Origin of the sequence: Pseudomonas putida (assembly GCF_004357765.1) — a bacterium.
In the GTDB taxonomy this organism is placed as follows: domain Bacteria; phylum Pseudomonadota; class Gammaproteobacteria; order Pseudomonadales; family Pseudomonadaceae; genus Aquipseudomonas; species Aquipseudomonas putida_U.
This window is the reverse complement of the sequence record NZ_SMTE01000001.1, coordinates 86777-108475: the sequence shown is the minus strand read 5'-3', so window position 1 is coordinate 108475 and position 21699 is coordinate 86777. Positions and strand designations below refer to the sequence as shown.

General features: G+C 63.7%; 19 protein-coding genes. 13 read left to right on the top strand and 6 right to left on the bottom strand.

Annotation, left to right across the window (positions count from 1 at the left end; translation table 11 throughout):
- Positions 1–67 precede the first annotated feature (67 nt).
- The 6 genes from E2H86_RS00490 to E2H86_RS00465 are packed head-to-tail and all read left to right on the top strand — an operon-like array spanning position 68 to position 5535.
- Positions 68–1012, top strand: a complete 945-nt coding sequence (locus tag E2H86_RS00490; RefSeq protein ID WP_133323930.1) for a PDR/VanB family oxidoreductase — start codon at positions 68–70, stop codon at positions 1010–1012.
- Positions 1013–1028: 16 nt separating this feature from the next.
- Positions 1029–2360, top strand: a complete 1332-nt coding sequence (locus E2H86_RS00485) for an aromatic ring-hydroxylating dioxygenase subunit alpha (protein WP_133323929.1) — start codon at positions 1029–1031, stop codon at positions 2358–2360.
- On the top strand, positions 2350–2883 hold the full coding sequence (locus E2H86_RS00480; RefSeq protein ID WP_133323928.1) for an aromatic-ring-hydroxylating dioxygenase subunit beta: 534 nt from the start codon (positions 2350–2352) through the stop codon (positions 2881–2883). The genes E2H86_RS00485 and E2H86_RS00480 overlap by 11 nt, the downstream gene beginning before the upstream one ends.
- On the top strand, positions 2883–3482 hold the full coding sequence (locus E2H86_RS00475; protein WP_133323927.1) for a cysteine hydrolase: 600 nt from the start codon (positions 2883–2885) through the stop codon (positions 3480–3482). Before E2H86_RS00480 ends, E2H86_RS00475 begins: the two co-directional genes overlap by 1 nt.
- Complete coding sequence (locus tag E2H86_RS00470; RefSeq protein ID WP_133323926.1) at positions 3479–4273, top strand: SDR family oxidoreductase; 795 nt, start codon at positions 3479–3481, stop codon at positions 4271–4273. The genes E2H86_RS00475 and E2H86_RS00470 overlap by 4 nt, the downstream gene beginning before the upstream one ends.
- Before the next feature lie 26 nt (positions 4274–4299).
- A complete protein-coding gene (locus E2H86_RS00465) occupies positions 4300–5535 on the top strand; it encodes a dienelactone hydrolase family protein (protein WP_133323925.1) in 1236 nt (411 codons plus the stop codon).
- A gap of 34 nt (positions 5536–5569) precedes the next feature.
- Here the strand turns inward: E2H86_RS00465 and E2H86_RS00460 are convergent, their stop codons facing one another.
- On the bottom strand, positions 5570–7627 hold the full coding sequence (locus tag E2H86_RS00460; protein WP_133323924.1) for a hybrid sensor histidine kinase/response regulator: 2058 nt from the start codon (positions 7625–7627) through the stop codon (positions 5570–5572).
- Positions 7628–7713: 86 nt separating this feature from the next.
- On the bottom strand, positions 7714–9594 hold the full coding sequence (locus E2H86_RS00455; RefSeq protein ID WP_133323923.1) for a sigma 54-interacting transcriptional regulator: 1881 nt from the start codon (positions 9592–9594) through the stop codon (positions 7714–7716).
- Positions 9595–9802: 208 nt separating this feature from the next.
- Between E2H86_RS00455 and cynS the strand changes: the two genes are divergently transcribed.
- From cynS to E2H86_RS00440, 3 genes are all read left to right on the top strand, one after another.
- Positions 9803–10243 (top strand): cyanase, encoded by a 441-nt coding sequence (gene cynS / locus E2H86_RS00450; RefSeq protein WP_133323922.1) that lies wholly within the window; start codon positions 9803–9805, stop codon positions 10241–10243.
- A gap of 66 nt (positions 10244–10309) precedes the next feature.
- Positions 10310–11128, top strand: a complete 819-nt coding sequence (locus E2H86_RS00445) for a formate/nitrite transporter family protein (RefSeq protein WP_133323921.1) — start codon at positions 10310–10312, stop codon at positions 11126–11128.
- A gap of 70 nt (positions 11129–11198) precedes the next feature.
- A complete protein-coding gene (locus E2H86_RS00440; RefSeq protein ID WP_133323920.1) occupies positions 11199–13052 on the top strand; it encodes an ABC transporter ATP-binding protein in 1854 nt (617 codons plus the stop codon).
- Between the two features lie 76 nt (positions 13053–13128).
- On the opposite strand, the gene E2H86_RS00435 is transcribed toward E2H86_RS00440, so the two are convergent.
- The 3 genes from E2H86_RS00435 to E2H86_RS00425 form a co-directional block, all read right to left on the bottom strand.
- Positions 13129–13506, bottom strand: coding sequence for a VOC family protein (locus E2H86_RS00435; protein WP_133323919.1), 378 nt, complete (start codon positions 13504–13506; stop codon positions 13129–13131).
- Positions 13503–14468, bottom strand: a complete 966-nt coding sequence (locus E2H86_RS00430) for a DNA-binding protein (RefSeq protein WP_133323918.1) — start codon at positions 14466–14468, stop codon at positions 13503–13505. Before E2H86_RS00430 ends, E2H86_RS00435 begins: the two co-directional genes overlap by 4 nt.
- A 142-nt stretch (positions 14469–14610) precedes the next feature.
- Complete coding sequence (locus E2H86_RS00425; RefSeq protein WP_133323917.1) at positions 14611–15009, bottom strand: nuclear transport factor 2 family protein; 399 nt, start codon at positions 15007–15009, stop codon at positions 14611–14613.
- Between the two features lie 185 nt (positions 15010–15194).
- Between E2H86_RS00425 and E2H86_RS00420 the strand changes: the two genes are divergently transcribed.
- Genes E2H86_RS00420 through E2H86_RS00405 form a run of 4 tightly spaced genes read left to right on the top strand, consistent with a single transcriptional unit; the run spans position 15195 to position 20979 of the window.
- Positions 15195–16367, top strand: a complete 1173-nt coding sequence (locus E2H86_RS00420; protein ID WP_133323916.1) for an ABC transporter substrate-binding protein — start codon at positions 15195–15197, stop codon at positions 16365–16367.
- Positions 16368–16382: 15 nt separating this feature from the next.
- Positions 16383–17252 carry a branched-chain amino acid ABC transporter permease gene (locus tag E2H86_RS00415; RefSeq protein ID WP_133323915.1) on the top strand — a complete coding sequence of 290 codons (870 nt, stop codon included), beginning with the start codon at positions 16383–16385 and terminating at the stop codon, positions 17250–17252.
- Positions 17249–19735: a branched-chain amino acid ABC transporter ATP-binding protein/permease gene (locus tag E2H86_RS00410; protein ID WP_133323914.1), complete on the top strand. Its 2487-nt coding sequence runs from the start codon at positions 17249–17251 to the stop codon at positions 19733–19735. The genes E2H86_RS00415 and E2H86_RS00410 overlap by 4 nt, the downstream gene beginning before the upstream one ends.
- Positions 19732–20979: an amidohydrolase family protein gene (locus E2H86_RS00405; protein ID WP_133323913.1), complete on the top strand. Its 1248-nt coding sequence runs from the start codon at positions 19732–19734 to the stop codon at positions 20977–20979. The genes E2H86_RS00410 and E2H86_RS00405 overlap by 4 nt, the downstream gene beginning before the upstream one ends.
- On the opposite strand, the gene E2H86_RS00400 is transcribed toward E2H86_RS00405, so the two are convergent.
- On the bottom strand, positions 20948–21643 hold the full coding sequence (locus E2H86_RS00400) for a GntR family transcriptional regulator (RefSeq protein WP_133323912.1): 696 nt from the start codon (positions 21641–21643) through the stop codon (positions 20948–20950). The two genes, E2H86_RS00405 and E2H86_RS00400, sit on opposite strands and share 32 nt — an antisense overlap.
- Between the last annotated feature and the right edge of the window lie 56 nt (positions 21644–21699).

Here is a 21699-nt window from a genome sequence, read left to right as displayed (position 1 = left end):
CCATTCGCGGCTATTTCCCCCACTCCCCCTTTCATAAAGTGGCTACGTACTCACACAGGAACTACGTATGCCCAGCCTCTTTCTCAAGGTACATCAGGTCGAGGCGCTGACCCCCAGAATCCGCCGCCTGCTGCTGGTTGGCAGCCAAGATCGACCCTTGCCGGTCTTCACCGCTGGCGCTCATCTGGAGCTGCACGTTCCCGGCGAACGGCTGCAGCGTCGCGCCTATTCATTGGTCAACCTCTCAGGTAGCGATTGCTACGAGATCGCCGTGCAACTCGAAGAGGCCGGCACCGGTGGTTCACGCTGGGTGCACTCGCTCGAGCCTGGCGATGTCCTCACCGCGGAAGTACCGCAGAACCACTTCCCCTTGTGCGACAGCGCCGACCACGTGCTGTTGATCGCCGGCGGCATCGGCATCACCCCCATGCTGGGCATGGCCCGCGCCCTGCAAGCTGAAGGCAAGCCTTTTACCCTGCACTACGCCGGACGTGATGCCGCGCAGATGGCCTATCTCGAAGAAGCCCGCCGCTACCCCGACATGCATTGCTGGATCAGCGGCGGCGACCCACAGCGGCGCTTCCCCGCCGCCCGGGTGCTCGCCCACCCACGCCCAGGCCTGCACCTGTACATCTGTGGCCCGGCGGCGATGCTCAGCAGCGTGCTGGCGTGCGCCCGGGAATGTGGCTGGGCCGAAGACCACCTGCATTTCGAACTGTTCAACGGCGCCCTCGAAGCAGCCGGCGACCAAGCCTTCGAGGTGCGCCTGCAGGCCACCGGCGTGAGCCTGCAGGTCGCCGCCGGGCAAAGCGTTCTCGACGCCATGCTCGCCGCCGACCTCGACCCGATATTCGATTGCCGCCGCGGTGACTGCGGCGTGTGCGTGGCCCAGGTGCTCGAAGGCGATGCCGACCACCGGGATATCTGCCTGTCCGCGCGCGATCGTGCCGCGGGCAGTTTCTGTACCTGCGTTTCTCGTGCCAGCGGCCCGCTGCTGGTGCTCGACCTGTAACCGCCGAGGAAAAACCGTGATCCCTACCAATGAGCAAATCGCTGCCTTGGTCCGCGAGGACAGCGTGCATAAAAGCGTCTACACCGACCCGGTCCTGTTCAAGCTGGAGATGGAGCGAATCTACGGCTACGCCTGGATCTACGTCGGTCACGAAAGCCAGGTCAAGCAGCCTGGCGACTACCACACCACGCGCATCGGCGACCAGGACGTGGTCATGGTTCGTGGCGCCGATCGCCAGATCAATGTGCTCTACAACCGCTGCCCGCACAAAGGCGCCAAGCTAGTGGCCGACGGTGACGGCAGCGTCGGCAAGTTCTTTCGCTGCCCGTACCATGCCTGGACCTTCAAACTCGACGGTCAGCACCTGTCGGCGCCGCTGAAAAGCGGTTTCGAAGGCACCTGCTACGACCCCAAGCATGCCGACTTCTCGATGGTGAGCCTGGCACGGGTGGAGAGCTACCGTGGCTTCGTGTTCGCCAGCCAAGCCGCCCATGGCCCGGATCTCAAGCAGTTCCTGGGCGGTGTAATCACCTCCATCGACAACCTCTGCGACCGTTCGCCGGTCGGCGAAGTGGAAGTGGCCGGCGGCATCTTCCGGGTCCAGCAGCGCTCCAACTGGAAGGTGTTCTACGAAAACTTGCACGACACCATGCATGCCCGCGTCACCCACGAATCGTCGGTCGATGCCGCCCGCGAAGAAGCCCAGGCGCTAGGCGAAATGCCGTTCGAACTGTTGATCATGGACGGCAACGGCGAGCCCTACGACTTCTGGGAGAAGCTCGAACTGCGGGCCTACCACAATGGCCACGGCTACATGGAAGCGATCTTCGATCCGGCAGCGGCCGAGCGTGATGACGTGTCCCGCGCACATTTCGAATGCCTCAGCCAAGCCTACGGCGAGGGCCGCGCCCGCGAGATTCTTGGGATGAACCGCCATAACACGGTGATCTACGGCAGCGGTTCGCCGCACACGGTATTCATGCAGTTTCGCGTGATCCGCCCGATCGCAGTGGACCAGACCCTGGTCGAGATCCAGACCTTCCGCTGCAAGGGCGCTCCGGATGCGGTATTCGACCGTGCCCTGACCTACGCCAACGTGATCAATTCCCCGTCCTCCAACGTGATGCCCGACGACGTGGAGGTCTATGCCCGTTGCCAGGAGGGCAACATGACCCGCGGCGGCGACTGGATCAGCATGCACCGCTACGTCGGCACCGACCTGGTCCTGGAAGACGGCGCCGTCTCGTCCAATGGCACCAGCGAGCTGCCGATGCGCAACCAGTTCGCGGCCTGGAAGCACTTCATGACCGCCACTCTGATCGCCAAGGAGAGTACCCATGCTGCTTGACCGCCAGATCGACGTCGACACCCGCTCGCTCACCCCGGCCAACGTGCCGGGCGAAACCCTGCGCCAGCTGGAGCAGTTTCTCTACCGCGAGGCACGCCTGCTCGATGAGCGGCGCTTCTGGGAATGGGACCAATTGTTCACCGACAGCGGCATGTACTGGGTGCCGCAACAGCACGGGCAGGACAACCCGTTCGACCACATCTCGCTGTTCTGGGAGAACCGCATGCTGCGCGAGGTGCGCATTCGCCGGGTGGAGAACGCCCGTAACTGGTCCCAGCAGCCGCAAACCCAGACTGCGCACCTGGTCGGCAATGTGATGGTCGAAGGTCTGGATGCCCAGGGCTTGCTGGTGGTCAGCGCGACGTTCCAGGTCAGCGAGTGGCGCCTGCAGCAGCGTCAATTAGCCGGGCGTTACACCTACAAGCTGGCGGCTCAGGACAGCGGCGGCTGGAAGATCCAGCTCAAGCGGGTAGACCTGATCAACTGCAACGACGTGTTCGCCAACCTCGAGGTGTTCGTCTGATGCCTGCGCCCGTGGTCATTGCCCTGCATTACCAGAACGATGTACTGCATCCGGACGGCAAGATCCGCGTCGGCCTGGGCGCTGAGGACAGCGCGCGTGTCACCCTGCTGGACGCCGCCAGGCGCCTGCTCGATGGTGCCCGGACGCGCAACTGGTCAATCATCCATGTGCGGGTGGCATTTCGCCCCGATTACGCCGACTTGCTGCAGAACGCGCCTATCCTGCGCAATGTGGCAGCCATCGGCGCGGTGCAGGAAGGCAGCTGGGGCGCCGAGTTCTTCAGCGACCTGGCGCCGCTGGCCAATAGTGACGAGTTGAGCGTCACCCACCAGCGTATCAATGCCTTCTACGGCTCGCCGCTGGAGCAGCTGGTGCACAAGTTCCGCGCCCAGCGCCTGCTGATCGCCGGGGTTGCCACTCACTCGGTGGTGGAAAGCACAGTGCGCCATGCAGTGGACTGCGGCTTCGAGGTCACCGTGGCCGCCGATGCCTGCGCCTGCGCCGATGCCGACGCTCACACCGCTTCGCTGGCCAGCATGGCGTTGATCGCACGTATCTGCGACGTCGACCAGGCCTTGCAATGGGAGGATGCCGCATGAGGCTCGAAGGCAAGGTGGCGATCGTCACCGGCAGTACCCAGGGGCTCGGACTGGATATCGCGCAGCAGCTGCTGGCGGCTGGCGCGCAGGTCATGCTGGTGGGACGCAACGCCGCCAATGGCCAGGCATTGGCCGACGCGATGGGCGAACACTGTGCGTTCAGCGTGTGCGACGTAGAGCGCGACGAGGACATCCAGCGCTGCATCGAAGCGACCCTGACACGCTTCGGTCGTGTCGATATCCTGGTCAACAACGCCTGTCTATACGCCGACCAGGGTCTGGCTTCGACCCGCGCGCAGTGGCTGCAGACGCTGAACGTGAACCTGGTGTCGGCAGCCATCTTCACCCAGCAGGTGGCGCCGCTCTTGCCGGCCGACGGCGTGGTGGTCAACATCGGCAGCACTGGCGGCAAGTTTGGCGCCGCCGGACGCGCCCTGTACCCTGCGTCCAAGGCGGGCATCCTGCAATTGACCAAGAACCTGGCGGTGGCACTGGCGCCAAGCGGCATCCGCGTGCTCAGCGTGTCGCCGGCCTGGACCTGGTCGCCCAGCGTGGCAACGTTCAGCGGCAACGACCCCATTCTAGCCGATCGGGTCGGCGCGCCCTTCCACCCGTTGGGCCGGGTCGGCCGTGGCGAGGAGGTCGGCAGTGTGGTGGCTTTCCTGTGCTCCCCGGGGGCCAGTTGGATGACCGGCATCGACGTGCCAGTGGATGGCGGTTTCTCCATCCTCGGGCCCGACCGGGGCGTGTCTCCACGGGTGTGGTTCGAACAATACCGCGACAGCCAATAATTCTTACAATCGATGAGGTAGCAGCAATGGGCAGGACGATTCAGATACAGGCACCGGACAGCAGCGCAACCTTCAGCGGTTATCTCGCGGTGCCGGCCAGCGGCAAGGGCCCTGGCGTGGTAATCGGCCAGGAAATCTTCGGGGTCAATGCCAACATGCGTGCAGTGGCCGACTTCTACGCCGAGGAAGGCTACGTGGCACTGGTGCCCGACCTGTTCTGGCGCCTGCAACCCGGCCTTGAACTGGGCTACACCGAGGCGGAATTCAAGACGGCCATCGACCTGTTCCAACGCCTGGACGTCGATCTCGCCGTGCAGGATATCGACGCCAGCTTCGCCGCCCTGCGTGCGCTGCCAGAAGTCCAAGGCGAACGCCAGGGCTATGTCGGCTTCTGCATGGGCGGTAAACTCGCCTGGCTGACCGCTACTCGCACCCAAGCCGCCTGTTCGGTGGGCTATTACGGCATGGGCATCGAACACTTGCTGCACGAGGCGGAACACCTCAAGGGGCGTTTCGTGTTGCACATGGCCGAGAACGACGCCTACTGCGATGCCTCGGCACGGGCTCAACTGACCGAGCACCTGGCCAGCAACGACAAGGTCGAGCTGTACCTCTACCCGGGCGCCGACCACGCCTTCGCCCGTGCCGGCAGCGAACACTTCGACAAGTCGGCCTCGCTGATGGCCCACGAACGCAGCATCGCCGCACTCAAGCGGGAAATCGGCCCGAACTTCAATCTCTCGGCCCTGTGGGAAGAACACATCAAGCACGAGTTCGATACCCGCGACGTGGCCGCGACCATGGCGACGATGGTCGCGCAACCCTACGTCAACCACATCCCGACCATGACCGGAGGCGTCGGCGCCGAAGAATTGAGCCGCTTCTACCAGCACCACTTCGTCCACGGCAACCCGCCGGACATGAAGCTGATCCCGATCTCACGCACCATTGGCGCACTGCAGATCGTCGATGAGTTCATCCTGTGCTTCACCCACACCACCGAGATCGACTGGCTGCTGCCCAACGTCGCCCCCACCGGCAAGCCCGTGGAGATCCCGATGATCGGGGTGGTCAAGTTCCGCGGCGACAAGCTCTATCACGAGCATATCTACTGGGATCAGGCCAGCGTGCTGGTGCAGATCGGCCTGCTCGATCCCGAGGGGCTGCCGGTGGCGGGCGTGGCGACGGCACGCAAGCTGCTGGACGAGGGCTTGCCGTCCAACACCTTGATGCAACGTTGGAGCGATAGCGCAGGCCAGTGAGCCTGAACGCCGTGGGTAGCTGCCAACGAAGCGGCTACTTCACGGTCTCGCGGTTCCCTGGCCTACGCAGCAATCCCTCCACGCTGAGCGTCAGCGCTTCCAGGGCAAATGGCTTGGTCAGCACAGCACTCAATGGATCGCTAGGGGTACTGTCCAATAGGTGGGGCTGGGCATACCCGGAGATGAACAGCACCGGTAGCCCTGGCCGGGTTTCGCGCCCTGTCTCGGCCATTTGCCATCCGTCGATCCCTCCTGGCAGACCGATATCGGTCACCAACAGATCGATACGGGTGTCCGAACGCAGCAGTTGCAGGCCCGCCAGGCTGTCGGCCGCCTCGATCACCACATAGCCGTAGCTGCCCAGTACCTCGCTCACGAACAGCCTCACCGACGGCTCGTCATCGACGACCAGAACGGTCTCACCCGGCAACGCCAAGGGCCGCTCATCAGGGGCATGTGCCAGGTGAGGCGCCTCGGCCTGGCCGACGTGGCTGGGCAACTGCAGGTACACACGGGTACCTCGGCCTTCGCGGGATTCGATCCTCACCTGTCCGCCGGACTGCTTGGCGAACCCGTAGATCATCGATAGTCCCAAGCCCGTACCGGCGCCGACCGGCTTGGTCGTAAAGAAAGGTTCGAAGGCCTTGGCCAAGGTTTCGCCATCCATGCCGATGCCATCGTCGGCCACGCAGATGGTCAGGTAAGTCCCAGGCATCAGCTCGGGATCGAGCTGAGGGCCTGACTCCAGTGCCTGGTTGTAGGTGCAGACCGCGATGGAGCCGCCATTGGGCAGAGCATCACGTGCATTGATGCACAGGTTCAGCAGGGCATTCTCGACCTGTGCCGGGTCAACCAGACATGTGCTCGCGGCGGCTTCCAGAGCCACGCTGAGGTTGATCGAGGGTCCGACGGTACGGCTGATCAGCTCTTCCATGTCGCGCACCAGCGCATTCACATCGGTCAGTACCGGTAGCAACGTCTGGCGCCTCGAGAATGCCAGCAGCCGGTGCGTCAAGGATGCCGCTCGCTGCGCCGCGCCACGGGCCACCGCCAGGTAGCGCTCGACGTCGGCGATACGGCCTTGCCCCAAGCGCAGCTTGATCAAGTCCAGGCTGCCGGTGATGCCCGCCAGCAAGTTGTTGAAATCATGGGCGATGCCGCCGGTCAACTGGCCGACCGCTTCCATCTTCTGCGACTGACGCAGCGCTGCCTGGGCGGCCTCGCGTTCGGCCACGGCCTGGTTGACCCGGGCCTCCAGCGTGCGGTTCAGCTCCAGCAACTGCGCCTCGGCCTGCCTGCGGGCCGTCACGTCGATGGACGACCCGATCAGACCGGTGACCTCTCCGGCGTCGTTGAGCAGTGGCGCCTTGATCGACAGCCAGTAGGTCGCCGAGCCATCGGGCATGTCCACCCGTTCCTCGATCTGTACGGTCTTACCTCCGCGCATGACCCTTTGATCGGTCTCCATCACCTGGCGGGCCTGGTCCTTGTCTTCCAGGAACTCCAGGTCGGTCTTGCCAAGATAGAACGACGGCGGCTTGCCGATCAGCAACGTGGCGCCGTGATTGGCCACCAGCATCCGGCCGTCGCGGTCCTTGGCATAGACCACGCCCGGCACAGCAGCGGTGAAGGTATGCAACAACGCCGACATGCGGTCGCGCTCGGCTTCGGCGGCGCGGCGCGACTCGATATCCATGAGTACGCCCGGAAACCGCACCGCCGTCCCGCTGGCGTCCATTTCGGCGCGGCCATTGGCCTCGACCCAGCGATAACTGCCATCGGCCTGGCGCACGCGATATTCGCAACGAAAAGCACCGCCTTGGGCCATGGTGGCCTGGATGTCTGCCATGACCCGCTCGCGATCGTCGGCGTGGATCGAAGCGAAAGCCTCCTCGATCGGAATGCCAGCCAGGCACTTGTCGGCAGGCAGGTCGAAAGAGCGTGAAAAGCGCTCGTCGGCGGTCACGCGATTAATGGGAATGTCCCAGACCCAGGTGCCAATGATGGCACCGGCGTCGAGCGCCAGCTGCAAGCGCTCGGCGGCGGTGGTCGGAAAGGCCTGTTCCGGATGATCCGGGGAGTCGCGGTGCATGGTATTTCGGTTCCTTCAACTGGCGGGGATGCTCACATGGCCCGCTGTCTGGCGGGCATCCTCGAAAACAGGCCTGCTTCAGCTGGCTATTTCATCTTGTATTGCCTCGGATCGATGCCCCATTTCTTCAGCCGCGAAGCCAGTGTAGTTGGCTTGAGCCCCAGCAACCGGGCCGCACCGCCCTCCCCGGATACCTTGCCGGCCGTGCGTATGAGCACGGCAATCACATTCTGCTTCATCTGCCGTTGCCAGTCCTCATCCGCGGTAGGCTCGGCATCCGCGTCCCAAGGCTGACTGCCGACCTGCGGCGCTTGGCTGGCCGCTGCCAGCACATCATCGAATCGGAGGCGCCCGTCCCGGGCGACGATGGTCTGACGCTCGATGACGTTCTGCAGTTCACGAATATTGCCGGGCCAAGCGTACTGTTTGAGCAGCTCCACCTGCGTCAAAGGCAGGCGTACGTCGGGCTTGTTGAATGCCTGGCTGGCCCGCTTGAGGAAATGGCTGGCCAGTAGCGGGATATCCTCGACTCGCTCGCGAAGCGGCACCGACCGGATCGGAAACACGTTCAGGCGGAAGTACAGGTCCTCGCGGAAGGTGCCCTGCGCCACCATGGTCCGCAAATCACGATTGGTGGCAGCGATCACCCGCACATCGACCGCTTTGGTGCGGTTGTCGCCCACCGCCTCGAACTGGCGGTCCTGCAGCACTCGCAGCAGTTTGCTCTGCAGCTCCAGTGGTATTTCGCCGACCTCGTCTAGAAACAAGGTACCGCCATCGGCCAGCTCGAACCGCCCCACCCGGTTACTGACGGCTCCGGTGAACGCCCCTTTGAGGTGCCCGAAGAACTCGCTCTCGAACAATTCACGGGGCACCGCCGCACAGTTGACCCGGATCAGCGGCCGTTCCGCACGTCGGCTGCTGGCATGGATGGCGCGGGCGACCAGTTCCTTGCCGGTGCCGGACTCGCCGGTCACCAGCACGTTGGCATCGGTGGCGGCCACCAGCTCGATCTGCTGGATCAGATGCTTCACCGCCGGGCTCTTGCCGACGATCTCGTGGTGATTGGCGTGGGCGTTGAGTTCTTCCTGCAGGTACTGGTTCTCCATTTCCAGTCGACGCTGCAACTGCTCCACCTCGCTCAATGCTTCGCGAAGCCGCGCTTCGGTGCGCTGGCGTTCGCGGATGTCACGAAACAGCACCACGGCGCCGACCAGTCGCCCCATCTCGAAGATCGGCGTGCTGGTGTACTCGACCGCAATCGGTTCGCCGTTCTTGTGCCAGAACACTTCCTGGTCCACGCGGTGGACCTGACCATCGGTGAACGAGGCATGGATCGGGCACTGATCGACCTCGAAGGCACTGCCATCGCGGTGACTGTGGTGAAACAGCAGGTGAGCGTCCTGGCCGATCATGTCGGCGGCGCTCCAGCCCAGGATGCGCTCGGCGGCGGGATTGATGAAGGTGGTCTGGCCACGGGTGTCCAGGCCATAGATGCCCTCGCCGACTGCGCCGAGAATCAAGCGGTTCTGCTGCTGGATACGCTCGAACACCTGGCCTATGCGCTCCCAACCGACGTGGCCCAGGCGATGCTGACGGCGCGCTTCGGCACGGTTACGGCGCTGTTCGAGCAGGTCACGGCGTTGGATCATCATCAGTATGCGGTTGCCCTGGGTGGCGCGGGCGATGATCTCCACCGCATGCTGACGATGGTGCAGATCGACCAGCGCCAGATCGTCGGACCAGGCTTCGCCTTGGGTCAGGACCTCGTCGCTGAAACTTACCCAGAGTGAGATGGCACCCCGTACGAAACGGCTGAAGGTCAACTCATCCGAGGACTCGGACCCACAGCCGAGCAATTGAAGTGCCACCGGGTTGGCCTGCACGATCCGATCCTGCACCGGGTCCACCAGGAGCATGGCGAAAGGTGCGTCGGCGCAGGTGTCTTGAGCCAAGGGCGCTGGCATACGCGAAATCTCTAAGGGATATTTAACGAAAAATCGTAAATCGCACTCCGATATTTCGTCATTCACGAAAAATCGTCAACCAACTTGCCCGCGAGCAATAGGAATTCTCTTTTTAATCAAAAGGTTATGGATAATTCGGTAATTGGCACGTCTCTCGCTATAGGGCTATAGGAACCTCCCATCCGCAACGCACCGAGAGAGACAAACAATGACCAAAGCCGAAATGCACCACCTGATCATGGCTGCCAAAGCGCGTAAGGGCCTGACCTGGGACGATCTCAGTACAGCCGTGGGGAAAGCGCCGGTGTGGCTGGCCTCAGTCTGCTACGGCATGAACAGTGCCCCGCAGGAGGTCGCCGCACACCTGTGCGAAGTGCTCGACCTCGACGACACCGTTGCCCAGACCCTGACAGTGTTCCCGGTCAAGGCCTGGGACCAGGCCATTCCACAGGATCCACTGATCTATCGCCTATACGAGGTCGTCGGTGTCTATGGCCCTACGCTCAAGGACGTGATCCAGGAAAAGTTCGGCGACGGCATCATGAGCGCGATCGACTTTTCCATGCACGTCGAGAAGATCGAAGATCCCAAAGGGGACCGGGTGCAACTCACCCTCAATGGCAAGTTCCTGCCCTACCGCTCCTGGTAAAGGCTGCTGACTCCCGGCATCTCCACCGGGGATGCCGACCACCGCTTCGTGTCGAGGAATACGCCCATGTCTTATCTGTTACCCAGCGAGTTCGTGACCAAGATGGTCGATGCCGGTGCATCGAAGATCCATATGTCCACGCGCGACACCTTGATCCGCGGCTACATGGCCGGCGCGATCCTTGCGCTGGCAGCGGTGTTCGCCGTCACCATCGCCGTGCAGACCGGCTCGCCGCTGCTCGGCGCGGTTTTGTTCCCCGTAGGCTTCTCGATGCTGTACCTGATGGGCTTCGACCTGCTCACCGGGGTTTTCATGCTCACGCCACTGGCGCTGCTCGACAAACGCCCTGGCGTGACGGCGCGCGGTATCCTGCGTAACTGGGGGCTGGTGTTCGTCGGCAACTTCGCCGGGGCGCTGACCGTTGCATTGATGATGGCGTTCGTCTTCACGTACGGCTTCAACGCTTCTCCCGGCGCGGTCGGAGAAAAGATCGCCAGCATCGGCGAAGCACGGACCTTGGGGTACGAGAAGTATGGCCTGGCCGGCTGGCTGACGATCTTCCTGCGCGGTGTGTTGTGCAACTGGATGGTGTCGATGGGCGTGGTCGGGGCGATGATCTCGACGTCGGTCAGCGGCAAGGTGATCGCCATGTGGATGCCAATCATGCTGTTTTTCTTCATGGGCTTCGAGCACTCGGTGGTCAACATGTTCCTGTTCCCATCGGCGATGATCATGGGCGGCGGCTTCTCGATCATGGATTACCTGATGTGGAACGAGATTCCGACCGTGCTGGGCAACCTGGTCGGTGGTCTGGCATTCACCGGGCTGACCCTGTACGGCACCCATGGGCGAACCGTGCAGGCCAAGGGCGCAGCGATGCAATAAAGCAATCGTTTGCCCTCAAGACGGTGATTGGATGGCAGAATCTCCTGACTTGGCACTTCAGGAGACTCCCATGCTGCGTGTGTTCGAACGCCGCCTCGACCCCTTCCCACCCGACGAGTTGCCGCCGCCACCGGTCGGCCTGCTGCGTTTTCTCTGGGCCTGCACCCGCGGTGCGCGTGGATACGTATTGGCGCTTTCGCTCCTTGGTGCCGCTGTCTCCATCTATGAAGCCTGGCTGTTTTCCTTTCTCGGCCAGATCGTCGACCTGATCTCCGCCTGGAAGGCAGGGAGTGTCAGCGATGGTCATGTGCAGAGCATGTTGTGGGGCATTGCCATCGTCCTGATAGCCAGCATCGCGCTGGTCGCGTTGCGGACCATGGTCCAGCATCAAGTCTTGGCGATCAACCTGCCGTTGCGCCTGCGCTGGGATTTCCACCGCCTGATGCTGCGGCAAAGCCTGTCGTTCTTCTCCGACGAATTCTCCGGCCGGGTCACCACCAAGGTGATGCAGACGGCCCTTGCGGTGCGTGAAGTGCTGTTCACGGTGATCGAGATCGTGCCTGGGATTGGCGTGTATTTCATCGCCATCGTGGCCCTGGCAGGCGCGTTCGCCCTGAAGCTGATGCTGCCGTTCATTGCCTGGATGGCCTTGTTCGGGCTCGCCATGGCCTACTTCGTGCCGCGCCTTGGCAAGGTCGGACAGGAACAGGCGAACGCTCGCTCGTCGATGACCGGCCGCGTCTCGGACGCCTACACCAACATCACCACGGTCAAGCTGTTTTCCCACTCCAAGCGTGAGGCGCACTTCGCCCGTGCGGCGATGGAAGATTTCAAGCAGACAGGCTTCCGCCAGATGCGCCTGGTCAGCCAGTTCGAAATCGTCAACCAGATACTGCTGGTCATCTTGATCCTCAGCTCAGGCGGCTATGCCCTGTGGCTGTGGCAACAAGGCGAAGTCGGTACCGGTGCGGTGGCTGCAGTCAGCGCCATGGCCTTGCGCATCAACGGCATGTCGCACTGGATCATGTGGCAGATGACCTCTCTGTTCGAGAACATCGGTACCGTGCAGGACGGCATGGCCACCCTCACCCGCGGTCCCAAGGTCCAGGACGCGCCGAATGCCGGCACCCTGCTGACCCAGGGCGGCGCAGTGACCTTCGATAACGTGAGTTTCAACTACAACGGCGAGCGCCAAGTGCTCGACGGCCTGAGCCTGACGATTCGCCCAGGCGAAAAGGTCGGCCTGGTGGGTCGGTCCGGTGCCGGCAAGTCCACGCTGATCAACTTGCTGCTGCGTTTCTATGATGTCGACAGCGGCGTCATTCGCATCGACGGACAGGACATTGCCAAGGTCACCCAGGACAGCCTGCGCAGTGCCATCGGCATGGTCACCCAGGACACCTCGCTGCTACACCGCTCGATCCGCGACAACATCGCCTATGGCCGCCCCGAGGCGACCGAGGAGCAGATCCGCAGCGCGGCATTGAAGGCCCAGGCCGATGGTTTCATCAGCCAGTTGAACGACCGTCAAGGCCACAGCGGCTACGACACCCTGGTCGGCGAGCGCGGCATCAAGTTGTCCGGCGGCCAGCGCCAGCGCATCGCCATCGCCCGGGTAATGCTCAAGAACGCACCGATCCTGTTGCTCGATGAGGCCACCAGTGCACTCGACTCCGAGGTCGAAGTGGCGATCCAGGAAAGCCTGGACGAAATGATGCAGGACAAGACCGTCATCGCCATCGCCCACCGCCTCTCGACCATCGCGGCCATGGACCGGCTGATCGTCATGGATGAGGGGCGGATCATCGAACAAGGCACCCATGCCGAACTGCTCGCCAGAAACGGCACCTATGCGCGACTGTGGCAGCACCAGAGCGGAGGGTTTCTGGGCGAAGACCAGGGGATGGCCGAAGCGCTGGAATAGGCGCAGAGCCGCCTCGAACCCATGCTGCCCCTGGAGTACATTCGTACTCCAGGGTGCTCGTCAGCCTTTCCCGCCTTCAGAGCAGTTCGGAAATCTCGATCAGGTTCAGATCCGGATCCCGCACGTACACCGAGCGAATCGGCCCCGTGGCACCGGTCCGTTCGATCGGACCTTCGACGATCGGCCAGCGCTGGGCCTGCAACTGAGCGATGACTTGCTCCAATCCGCTGCTGGCGATGAAGCACAGGTCCAGGGCGCCGGGTACCGGCAGGTGCGCCTTGGGTTCGAACTCCCGGCCGCGCTCATGCACGTTGATCTTCTGGTTGCCAAAACGAAAGGCCAGGCGCCCTGAACCAAAGGTATCCGCCTGCATACCCAACACCCGCACATAAAAGTCTTTGCAGGCTTGTACATCGACGGTGGTCAGTACCAGGTGGTCAAGATGATCGATCATCGAGTCGTCTCCGTAGGGGCAGTTTGAAGGGCCTGCAGTTGTGCCAGCAACGTCGCCTCCCGTGCCTGACCAGCTGCATGTGCGGCACGCAGGTCAGCGACCTGGGCGCCAAGCATCTCGAGCTGCTCCTGCAACAACCCCTTGGCCCCTTCTGCACGGGCGGTGGCCGCGTTGGCGAGCCCGACATCGCCGCGCAGGCGCTCTGCCGCTTCACGTTGCAGGGCTGCCTCCCGGGTCTGTTGGCGGTGCTCGCCGAGCAGGCGTTCGTTGTCGCGAATCAGCCGGGTGATTTCGTCCTGTTTTACCATCAGCGTTTGCTGCAGCAATGTCTGCTCCTGTTGCAGCTGCTGGAGCTGTGCCTCGTGGCGACGCAACTCCTGGTCGCGTTGCTCCTTGGCTGCGCTGCGGTAATGCTCCAGGGCATCACGTGCATGTTGGTGCTTGTCTTCGAGCGAGCGAATCTGTTCGTCCTTTTCCCGCACGCGCACCTCGAGGTCGCTGCAACTCTGACTGATACGGGCGTTGCGGGTGATTTCGGACTGCAGGCTCGATTGCGTGGTCTTGAGCTCCTCGACCTGCGCCTGCAGGGCCGCTTGCAGGCGCGCGACCTCCTGGTGCGAAGCGGCCAACTGCGTCGTAAGCGTGGCGGCGCCTTGCTCCAGCATTGCGCGCTCTTGTGCAAACGCTGCACGCTCTTGAATCAGCGCCTCGTTACCCTCCTCCATTAGCCTTTCCAGCAACTTGGCTACCAGATGGGACAGTTCGTCGCTCAACCGTGCCGGCTCCGTTACAGGGCGTGGATCGTGCGAGCCGAGTTCCTTCAGATAGCGTTGAATGGTGGTTTTCGATCCGGTATTGCCCAGCTCTATACGGACTGCGTCGATACTGGGATTCTGGCCCCGGGCCAGCAGTGCTTCGCGCGCTTTGCGCACCAGGACCAGGTTGATACCGCCTCTTGCCATGATCGCCCCTAAATTGCGTCGTACCGTGTTACGGCTTATGTGGTACGCCGGATCCTAGCCTGTTATGCCATGCAAATCCATGGGTTGCAGTAGATGGAGGGCGCCCCCCTGGCCCGCACGTGACCGCCCTCAGGCAGGACGGTTATGCCTTGGCGATCTCTGGTGCCAATATCCATTCAGCGCTGTCATTCCAGACATCCATGCGCACGATCTTGCCTGCCCGGACTTCGAAACGGTCGAGGTAGCGATTGCCGGAAAAACTGCGGCCATCCGGCCACTCGCCGTACAAGGTCCCGTTGGAGTACACCACGGTATGGTCATCCTGTTCGCACCAGTCGAACTGCCCCAGCGCCTTCTTCACCCACTTGTATCGTGCGCCATTGAAGGCCGTGATATCGCTCGGTGTCGGCATCGGTCGAGCACCGGTGAAGGTGATGCGCACGTCGTCACTCATGTACGTGGCAGCCAGAACCGGGTCGGGCGCCATGGAGGCGGCGAGAAAGTCACGGACGATCTGTACGGCGTTGTTGCTGTCGGTCATAGGAACATCTCCAGGTTTGTCCAGAATGGGGCATTCGGCCCGCGTATTGCCTTGAACCAGTGCAAAGTCGAAGCAGAAACCCCTGTGGGGGCCGGCCCAAAGGCGCGCTACGCCGAGTATTTTCCAAATGGCACCTGTTTTGCTAGCACATTCTTACAAATTGCTAGCAATCAGGAGTTCGAACAATGTCCACCCGTTCCCTGCTGCGTCGTTGGCTGCCTCGCGCAGCTTTGTCCCTGGCCTGCATCGGTGGCCTGGCCCAGGCCGCCGAGCCAATCAAGGTCGGCTTGGTGGCGGCCCTGTCCGGTCAATCGGCGAAGTCCGGCGAAGCCCTGACCCGCGGCCTGACCTTGGCCATCGATGAAATCAACGCCAAGGGCGGGTTACTCGGGCGACCCGTCGAATTGGTGCGGCGCGATGACGAGAGCAACCCGGCCAAAGGCATGCTCGCGGCGCGCGAACTGATCCAGCGGGAAAAGGTCAGCGTGTTGTTCGGTGGGCTCGACACCCCTGTGTCGCTGGCGATCGTGCCGCTGGCCAACCAGATGAAGACGCCGTTCATGGGTATCTGGGCTGCGGGTACGAAAATCACCGAGAACGGTGCCAAGGACAATTACGTGTTCCGCGTCTCGGCGGTCGATGAGCAGGTCGACGAGGCCTTGGTCGCCTATGGCTTGCGTCAGGGCATGAAACAGCCAGGGCTGATCCTGGCCAACAATCCTTGGGGCGAGTCGAATCTGGCCGGATTGAATGCCGCCCTGGCTCGCCGGGACATGCCGAAAGCACCCGCCGAACGCTTCGAAGACAGCGACCTGGACATGGTCCCACAGCTCACCCGCCTCAAGAGCGCTGGCGTCGATACCCTGCTCATGGTCGGCAACGTCGGCCCATCGGCCCAGGTGGTCAAGTCACTCGACCAGATGGGCTGGGACGTGCCGGTGGTGTCGCACTGGGGCCCTGCCGGTGGCCGCTTCGGTGAACTGGCCGGGCCCGATGCCGGGCGAGTGCACTTCATCCAGACCTTCGTTTTCAGCGACCACAACGACGCTCGCGCCGAGGCCTTGCTGGCGGCTTTGAAGCAACGTTACCCACAAATCAAGAGCCTGGCCGACGTCACCCCGGCAGTGGGCATCGCCAACGCCTATGACGCCATGCACCTGGTGGGCCTGGCGATCGACAAGGCCCAGGACACCAGCGGCGGCAAAGTACGCGCCGGCCTCTATGCCATCAGCGACTACCAAGGCTTGATCAAGCACTACCAGCAACCCTTCACGCCCGAACGCCACGACGCCCTGGGTCCTGACGACTATGTGTTCAGCCGCTTCGACGGCGACACCATCGTACCTGTCGCGCCGTGAGCGGAGGCTTTTGAGATGATCACCACCGCACTGGTCAGCGGCTTGGGCCTGGGCAGCATGTATGCGCTGTTGGCCCTGGGCTTTCACCTGACCTACGTCGTGTCACGCACGGTCAACTTTGCCCAGGGCAGCGCCATGATGGTCGGTGCCGTGCTCGGTTACAGCCTGTCCGTGACCTGGGGCTGGCCACTGTGGCTGGCGCTGCCGACCACCCTGGCGTTGTGCGCAGTACTGGGGCTGGCTATCGAACGTTTTCTGGTGCGCCCGTTCCACGCCCGCGGTTCCGATGCCTGGCTGATGGCCACGGTGGCCGGCGGCTTGTTGCTGGACAACCTGGCGATGTTCACCTTCGGCAAAGAGCCACGGCAATTGGGTAGCGCCCTGACCCAGGTCCGCCTGGAGTTGGGCGACAGCAGCGTGAATGCCGTGCAACTGGCCATCCCACTGGTCGGGGCCGCCGTGGCGGCCGCGTTGTACTGGGTGCGCCGACGTACCGCTCTGGGGTTGCGCCTTGAAGCCTGTGTGCAAAACCCACGGGCAGCGCGACTCATGGGCATCGAAGTGAGCCGGGTGGTGGGTGCGGCATTTGCCCTGTCGACCGTGTTCGCCGCCATCGCCGGACTGCTGATCGCGCCGCTGTACAGCGTGCATGCCGACATGGGCACCTTGTTCGGCCTGAAGGCCTTCGCCGTGGCCATCCTGGGCGGTATCGCCAGTGCTGGCGGGGTGTTCGCCGCCGGGCTGCTGTTCGGCTTGGTCGAAGCGCTGGTGACCTTGTACTTCGGCTCTGCGTTCACTCAGTTGCTGTGTTTCGCGCTGGTGATCGTGGTGCTCGCAGTACGTCCTGACGGCCTGTTCGGCCGCAAACTCTGGGTGAAAGTATGACGATGCGCGCGTTGCTCGCTCCACTGGGCCTGGCCCTGCTCGGCATCGCCGGCGCGGGCCTGGCCTTGAACCTGGACAGCTACTGGCTGTTGATCCTGACACTGTATGCCCTGGCAGTGAGCGTCGGGGTGGGCCTGAACATCCTGATCGGCCTTTCCGGGCAAATGTCCTTCGGCCACATTGCCTTCTACGCCATCGGCGCCTACCTTTCGGCGCTGCTGACCATCGGTGGCATGCCGCTGTCGGCGGCGTTGCCGTTGGCCAGCCTTGGCTGCGCGCTGCTCGGCGCACTGCTGGCAATCCCGGCGCTGCGGGTCAGCGGGCCTTACCTGGCGATGATCACCATCGCCTTTGCCCTGGTGGTACACAACGGCCTGATCGAATGGCGGGGCGTCACCGGTGGCGCCAATGGCCTGATGGGGATACCTTTGCCGAGCCTCGGCGAGCTCGACCCCGGCGTTTTGCTGGCCTTCGCTGCGCTGGCCTTGATGCTGGCGGCGCTGCTGTTCTACTGGGGCCTGCAGCGCAGCGGCTGGGGCTTGGCGATGCGGGCCGTGAAAGCCTCGGAAATCGCCGCCCGCTCACTGGGCATCAACCCCGTGCAGACGCGCACCTTGGCCTTTGCCCTGTCGGCAGGCCTGGCCGGTACCGCCGGGGCGCTGGTGGCCCCGGCATTGATGTTCATCAACCCGGCCGCGTTCCCGTTCTCGCAATCGATCCTGTTCGTCCTGGCGGTGATCGTCGGCGGCGCCGGTACGCTGTTCGGACCGGTACTTGGAGCCCTGGTGATCGTGGTGCTGCCGGAGCTGCTGGCGGACTTCGCCGAGTTTCGCCTGCTGGCGTTCTCGGTGCTGTTGCTGGCCGTGCTCTGGGCCGCTCCAAGAGGTGTCCTGGGCAGTCTCGCCCGGCGCTTCTGGCAGCCGCCCCACGAGCCGGTGACGGCCCACGTCGATGCCGGGCTGCTCAAGGCGTTCTTTGCCGGTGGCCGTCAGGCCGGTCTCAAGGTCGAGGACATCGGCATCCGCTTCGGCGGTGTGCAAGCGGCGCAACATGTCAGCCTGCAAGCCAACCGGGGTAGCATCACCAGCCTCATCGGCCCCAACGGCGCGGGCAAGTCCACGGTGCTGAATCTGATCAGCGGTTTCTACCGTACCGACAGCGGCTCGATCGACCTGGGTGGTGAACTCGCCGGGCTGCCAGCGTGGCGCATCGCCCGCGCCGGTATCGCCCGAACCTACCAGACCACGCAACTGTTCGGCGAGCTGAGCGTGCTGGAGAACCTGCTGGTGGCCTTCCAGCAAGGTCGGTTGGAAGGCCCCTGGGCCAGGCAGCAAGCTGCCCGCAAGCAGCTGGCGATGCAACTGCTTGCCCTGGTCGGCTATCGCGGCGGCCTGCACGTGGTCGCCGATGACCTGCCACACGTCGACCGCCGCCTGGTGGAAATTGCCCGCGCGCTGGCCAGCCGCCCGCAGGTGCTGTTGCTCGACGAGCCCGCTGCCGGCCTCGGCCGCCAGGACACCGACCGCCTGGCCTCACTGTTGCGACGCCTTGCCGGTTTCGATCTGGCGATCATCCTGGTCGAGCACGACATGCCATTGGTGATGGCGGTTTCCGAGCGTCTGCTGGTGCTCGACGCCGGCAAGCCGATCGCCTGGGGCACTCCTGAGCAGGTGCGCAGCAACCCGCGGGTGATTGCCGCCTACCTCGGCGGGACTGCTTATCAGGCACAGCCGCGCGCCGAGGTCTGGGCCGGGTCGCGAGATGCCGTGCTGCACGTACGCGACCTGACCATCGATTATGGCGCCGCGTCCGTGGTCGAGGGGGTCGATCTGCTGGTCAACCCTGGCGAGCTTATCGCCATCCTCGGGGCCAACGGTGCCGGCAAGTCGAGCATTCTGCAGGCACTGGCCGGGCTGCACCGGCCACGTCGCGGCAGCATCGTACTGAACGATCGCAGCATCGAGAGCCTCGATGCCAGTCAGATCGCCCGTCTGGGTCTGGCCCTGGTGCCTGAAGGCCGGCAACTGTTCGGCCAGTTGAGCGTACGCGAGAACCTGCTGCTCGGTGCCAGTGTGCGCCGCGACCAGGTGAACGCCGAGCAGGAAATCGAGGCGATCCTGGCTCGCTTCCCACGCCTGCGCGAACGCATTGAAAGCCCGGCCGGACTGCTTTCGGGCGGTGAGCAACAAATGGTCGCGATCGGCCGTGGGCTGATGGCCAAGCCACGCATTCTGTTGCTCGACGAACCCTCACTCGGCCTGTCACCGGCAATGATCGGCGAACTCTACGACGCCCTCGCCACCTTGCGTGATGAAGGCGTGACGCTGTTGCTGGTCGACCAGATGGCCAACCTGGCGCTGCAAGTGGCCGATCGCGCCTATGTGCTGGAGACCGGGCGCATCGTCAAGCAGGGCAGTGCCGAAGCCCTGCGCGGTGACCCACAACTGGAAGCTGCCTACCTCGGCACAGGAGCCGCCGCATGAATAGCCTGGAACTGATCAACGTACGCGTCGGCGATGCGCCGACGCCCTCCCGCCTGCTGATCGAGGACGGCCACTTCGTCTCACGCCTGCGTCAACCCGCCGCCACCCTCGACCTGGGCGGACGCCTGGTGCTGCCTGGGCTGATCGAGACCCACATTCACCTGGACAAGGCCTGCATTCTATCGCGCTGCCAACTGCGCCAAGGCACGCTGGCCGAAGCCATCGCCCAGACGCGCCAGGCCAAGGCCGGCTTCACCGAGGCCGATGTCTACGCCCGCGGCGCTGCCGTGTTGGAGCAGGCGATCACCCAGGGCACCACGCACATGCGCACCCATGTCGAGATAGACCCTGGCATCGGCCTCACCGGGCTGCGTGCGGTGCGTCGCCTGCAAGCCGACTACGCATGGGCGGTAACCCTGGAGATCTGTGTTTTCCCGCAAGAAGGCATGCTCGACAACCCAGGCACCGAGGCCTTGCTGTGTCAGGCGCTTGATGAAGGCGCCGAGGTGCTGGGCGGCTGCCCGTACACCGACAGTGACCCACAGGCGCAGATCCGTCGGTTGTTCGAGCTGGCAGTGGCTTATGACCGGGACCTGGACCTGCACCTGGACTTCGACCTGCAAGTCGCCGGCATGACCCTCGGCGAGGTGATCCGCTGCACCCGTGAGCATGGCTGGCAAGGCCGGGTCACCGTAGGCCACGTGACCAAGCTCTCGGCACTGCCGCAAGCCGAGCTGCTGGCCATGGGCCGGGCGTTGGCCGAAGCCGGTGTGCAGGTCACCTGCCTACCCGCCACCGACCTGTTCCTGACCGGGCGCGATCGCTTCCACGACAAACCCAGGGGCCTCGCCCCGCTCGCCCAGTTGCACCAGTGCGGGGTGACGTGCTCGTTGTCGAGCAACAATATCGGCAACCCGTTCACACCTTATGGCGATGCCTCGTTAGTGCGCCAGGCCAACCTGTACGCCAACGTCGCCCAGCTAGGCACACCGCAGGAGTTGTTGCTATGCCTGGGCTGGATCTCCAGATCCTCAGCCCGCCTGCTGCGTCTGCCCGATTATGGCCTTGAGCCTGGTTGTCGAGCCGACTTCGTGGTGTTCGACGTGCCCTCGCCTGCTGAGGTGGTCGGCCGCATCGCAGCACCGCTGATGGGTTTCAAGCGTGGCCGACAGACCTTCGTCCGACCAGCCGCAGAGCTTCTGCGCAGCGAGCTCAAAGCCCTGCCAGTGCCTGACGCAGGTTGACTTCCGGCGCTGCCGTCTCCTCGAGGGCCAGTTGGCCCTCGAGTTCGTCGAGGTGCTCGATCATTTCCCGCACCGCCGTTTCCCGGTCACCCACGCGCAGGGCTTCGATCACCGCCTGATGTTCGTCCGAAGCACAGGGCGGGCTATCGCCACGCTGGTACAGCGCGACGATCAGCGAACTGCGTACCATCAGGTTGACGAGGATATCGGACAGCACCTGGTTGCCGCATACCTCGCCCAGCAGCAGGTGAAAGTCGCTGAGCAGGCGGACGATTGCACGCCGATCGGTGCTGGCCGTCGCCTCGCGCTCGTCGCGCATGTGCTGGTCGATCCGCGCCTGGTGCGTGGCGATGTGTGCCGGCGTGATGGCCTCGACGATCGCCCGCTCCACTGCGCGGCGTGCGGCAAAGATTTCGCGGGCCTCGCGGGCGCTGGGCTGGGCCACGGTGGCACCACGGTTGGGCTCGATATCGACGATGCGCTGCATGGCCAGCCGCTGCAGCGCCGCTTGCACATGGTTACGGTTGGCCTGCAGGGTTTCGACGATCTGCGCCTCGATCAGCCGCACGCCAGGCCGCAGCCGGTGTTGGGCGATGGCCTTGGCGAGCATGTCGGCGATGCGTTGGACTTCCTGCTGCTTGCTGCTGACCGCTTTGCCTTTCATCGAAACCTCGAAACCCTCGAACGCGTTGGGCCGGCATTATCCGCCCGGCCCGATGC

What these genes read in the sequence shown, in the direction of transcription:
- E2H86_RS00455 (WP_133323923.1), bottom strand. Translation starts at nt 9,594, where the DNA reads ATGCCAGCGCCCTTGGCTCAAGACACCTGCGCCGACGCACCTTTCGCC.
- E2H86_RS00470 (WP_133323926.1), top strand. Translation starts at nt 3,479, where the DNA reads ATGAGGCTCGAAGGCAAGGTGGCGATCGTCACCGGCAGTACCCAGGGG.
- E2H86_RS00475 (WP_133323927.1), top strand. Translation starts at nt 2,883, where the DNA reads ATGCCTGCGCCCGTGGTCATTGCCCTGCATTACCAGAACGATGTACTG.
- E2H86_RS00440 (WP_133323920.1), top strand. Translation starts at nt 11,199, where the DNA reads ATGCTGCGTGTGTTCGAACGCCGCCTCGACCCCTTCCCACCCGACGAG.
- E2H86_RS00415 (WP_133323915.1), top strand. Translation starts at nt 16,383, where the DNA reads ATGATCACCACCGCACTGGTCAGCGGCTTGGGCCTGGGCAGCATGTAT.
- E2H86_RS00435 (WP_133323919.1), bottom strand. Translation starts at nt 13,506, where the DNA reads ATGATCGATCATCTTGACCACCTGGTACTGACCACCGTCGATGTACAA.
- E2H86_RS00445 (WP_133323921.1), top strand. Translation starts at nt 10,310, where the DNA reads ATGTCTTATCTGTTACCCAGCGAGTTCGTGACCAAGATGGTCGATGCC.
- E2H86_RS00420 (WP_133323916.1), top strand. Translation starts at nt 15,195, where the DNA reads ATGTCCACCCGTTCCCTGCTGCGTCGTTGGCTGCCTCGCGCAGCTTTG.
- E2H86_RS00460 (WP_133323924.1), bottom strand. Translation starts at nt 7,627, where the DNA reads ATGCACCGCGACTCCCCGGATCATCCGGAACAGGCCTTTCCGACCACC.
- cynS (WP_133323922.1), top strand. Translation starts at nt 9,803, where the DNA reads ATGACCAAAGCCGAAATGCACCACCTGATCATGGCTGCCAAAGCGCGT.
- E2H86_RS00405 (WP_133323913.1), top strand. Translation starts at nt 19,732, where the DNA reads ATGAATAGCCTGGAACTGATCAACGTACGCGTCGGCGATGCGCCGACG.
- E2H86_RS00425 (WP_133323917.1), bottom strand. Translation starts at nt 15,009, where the DNA reads ATGACCGACAGCAACAACGCCGTACAGATCGTCCGTGACTTTCTCGCC.
- E2H86_RS00490 (WP_133323930.1), top strand. Translation starts at nt 68, where the DNA reads ATGCCCAGCCTCTTTCTCAAGGTACATCAGGTCGAGGCGCTGACCCCC.
- E2H86_RS00430 (WP_133323918.1), bottom strand. Translation starts at nt 14,468, where the DNA reads ATGGCAAGAGGCGGTATCAACCTGGTCCTGGTGCGCAAAGCGCGCGAA.
- E2H86_RS00480 (WP_133323928.1), top strand. Translation starts at nt 2,350, where the DNA reads ATGCTGCTTGACCGCCAGATCGACGTCGACACCCGCTCGCTCACCCCG.
- E2H86_RS00410 (WP_133323914.1), top strand. Translation starts at nt 17,249, where the DNA reads ATGACGATGCGCGCGTTGCTCGCTCCACTGGGCCTGGCCCTGCTCGGC.
- E2H86_RS00465 (WP_133323925.1), top strand. Translation starts at nt 4,300, where the DNA reads ATGGGCAGGACGATTCAGATACAGGCACCGGACAGCAGCGCAACCTTC.
- E2H86_RS00400 (WP_133323912.1), bottom strand. Translation starts at nt 21,643, where the DNA reads ATGAAAGGCAAAGCGGTCAGCAGCAAGCAGCAGGAAGTCCAACGCATC.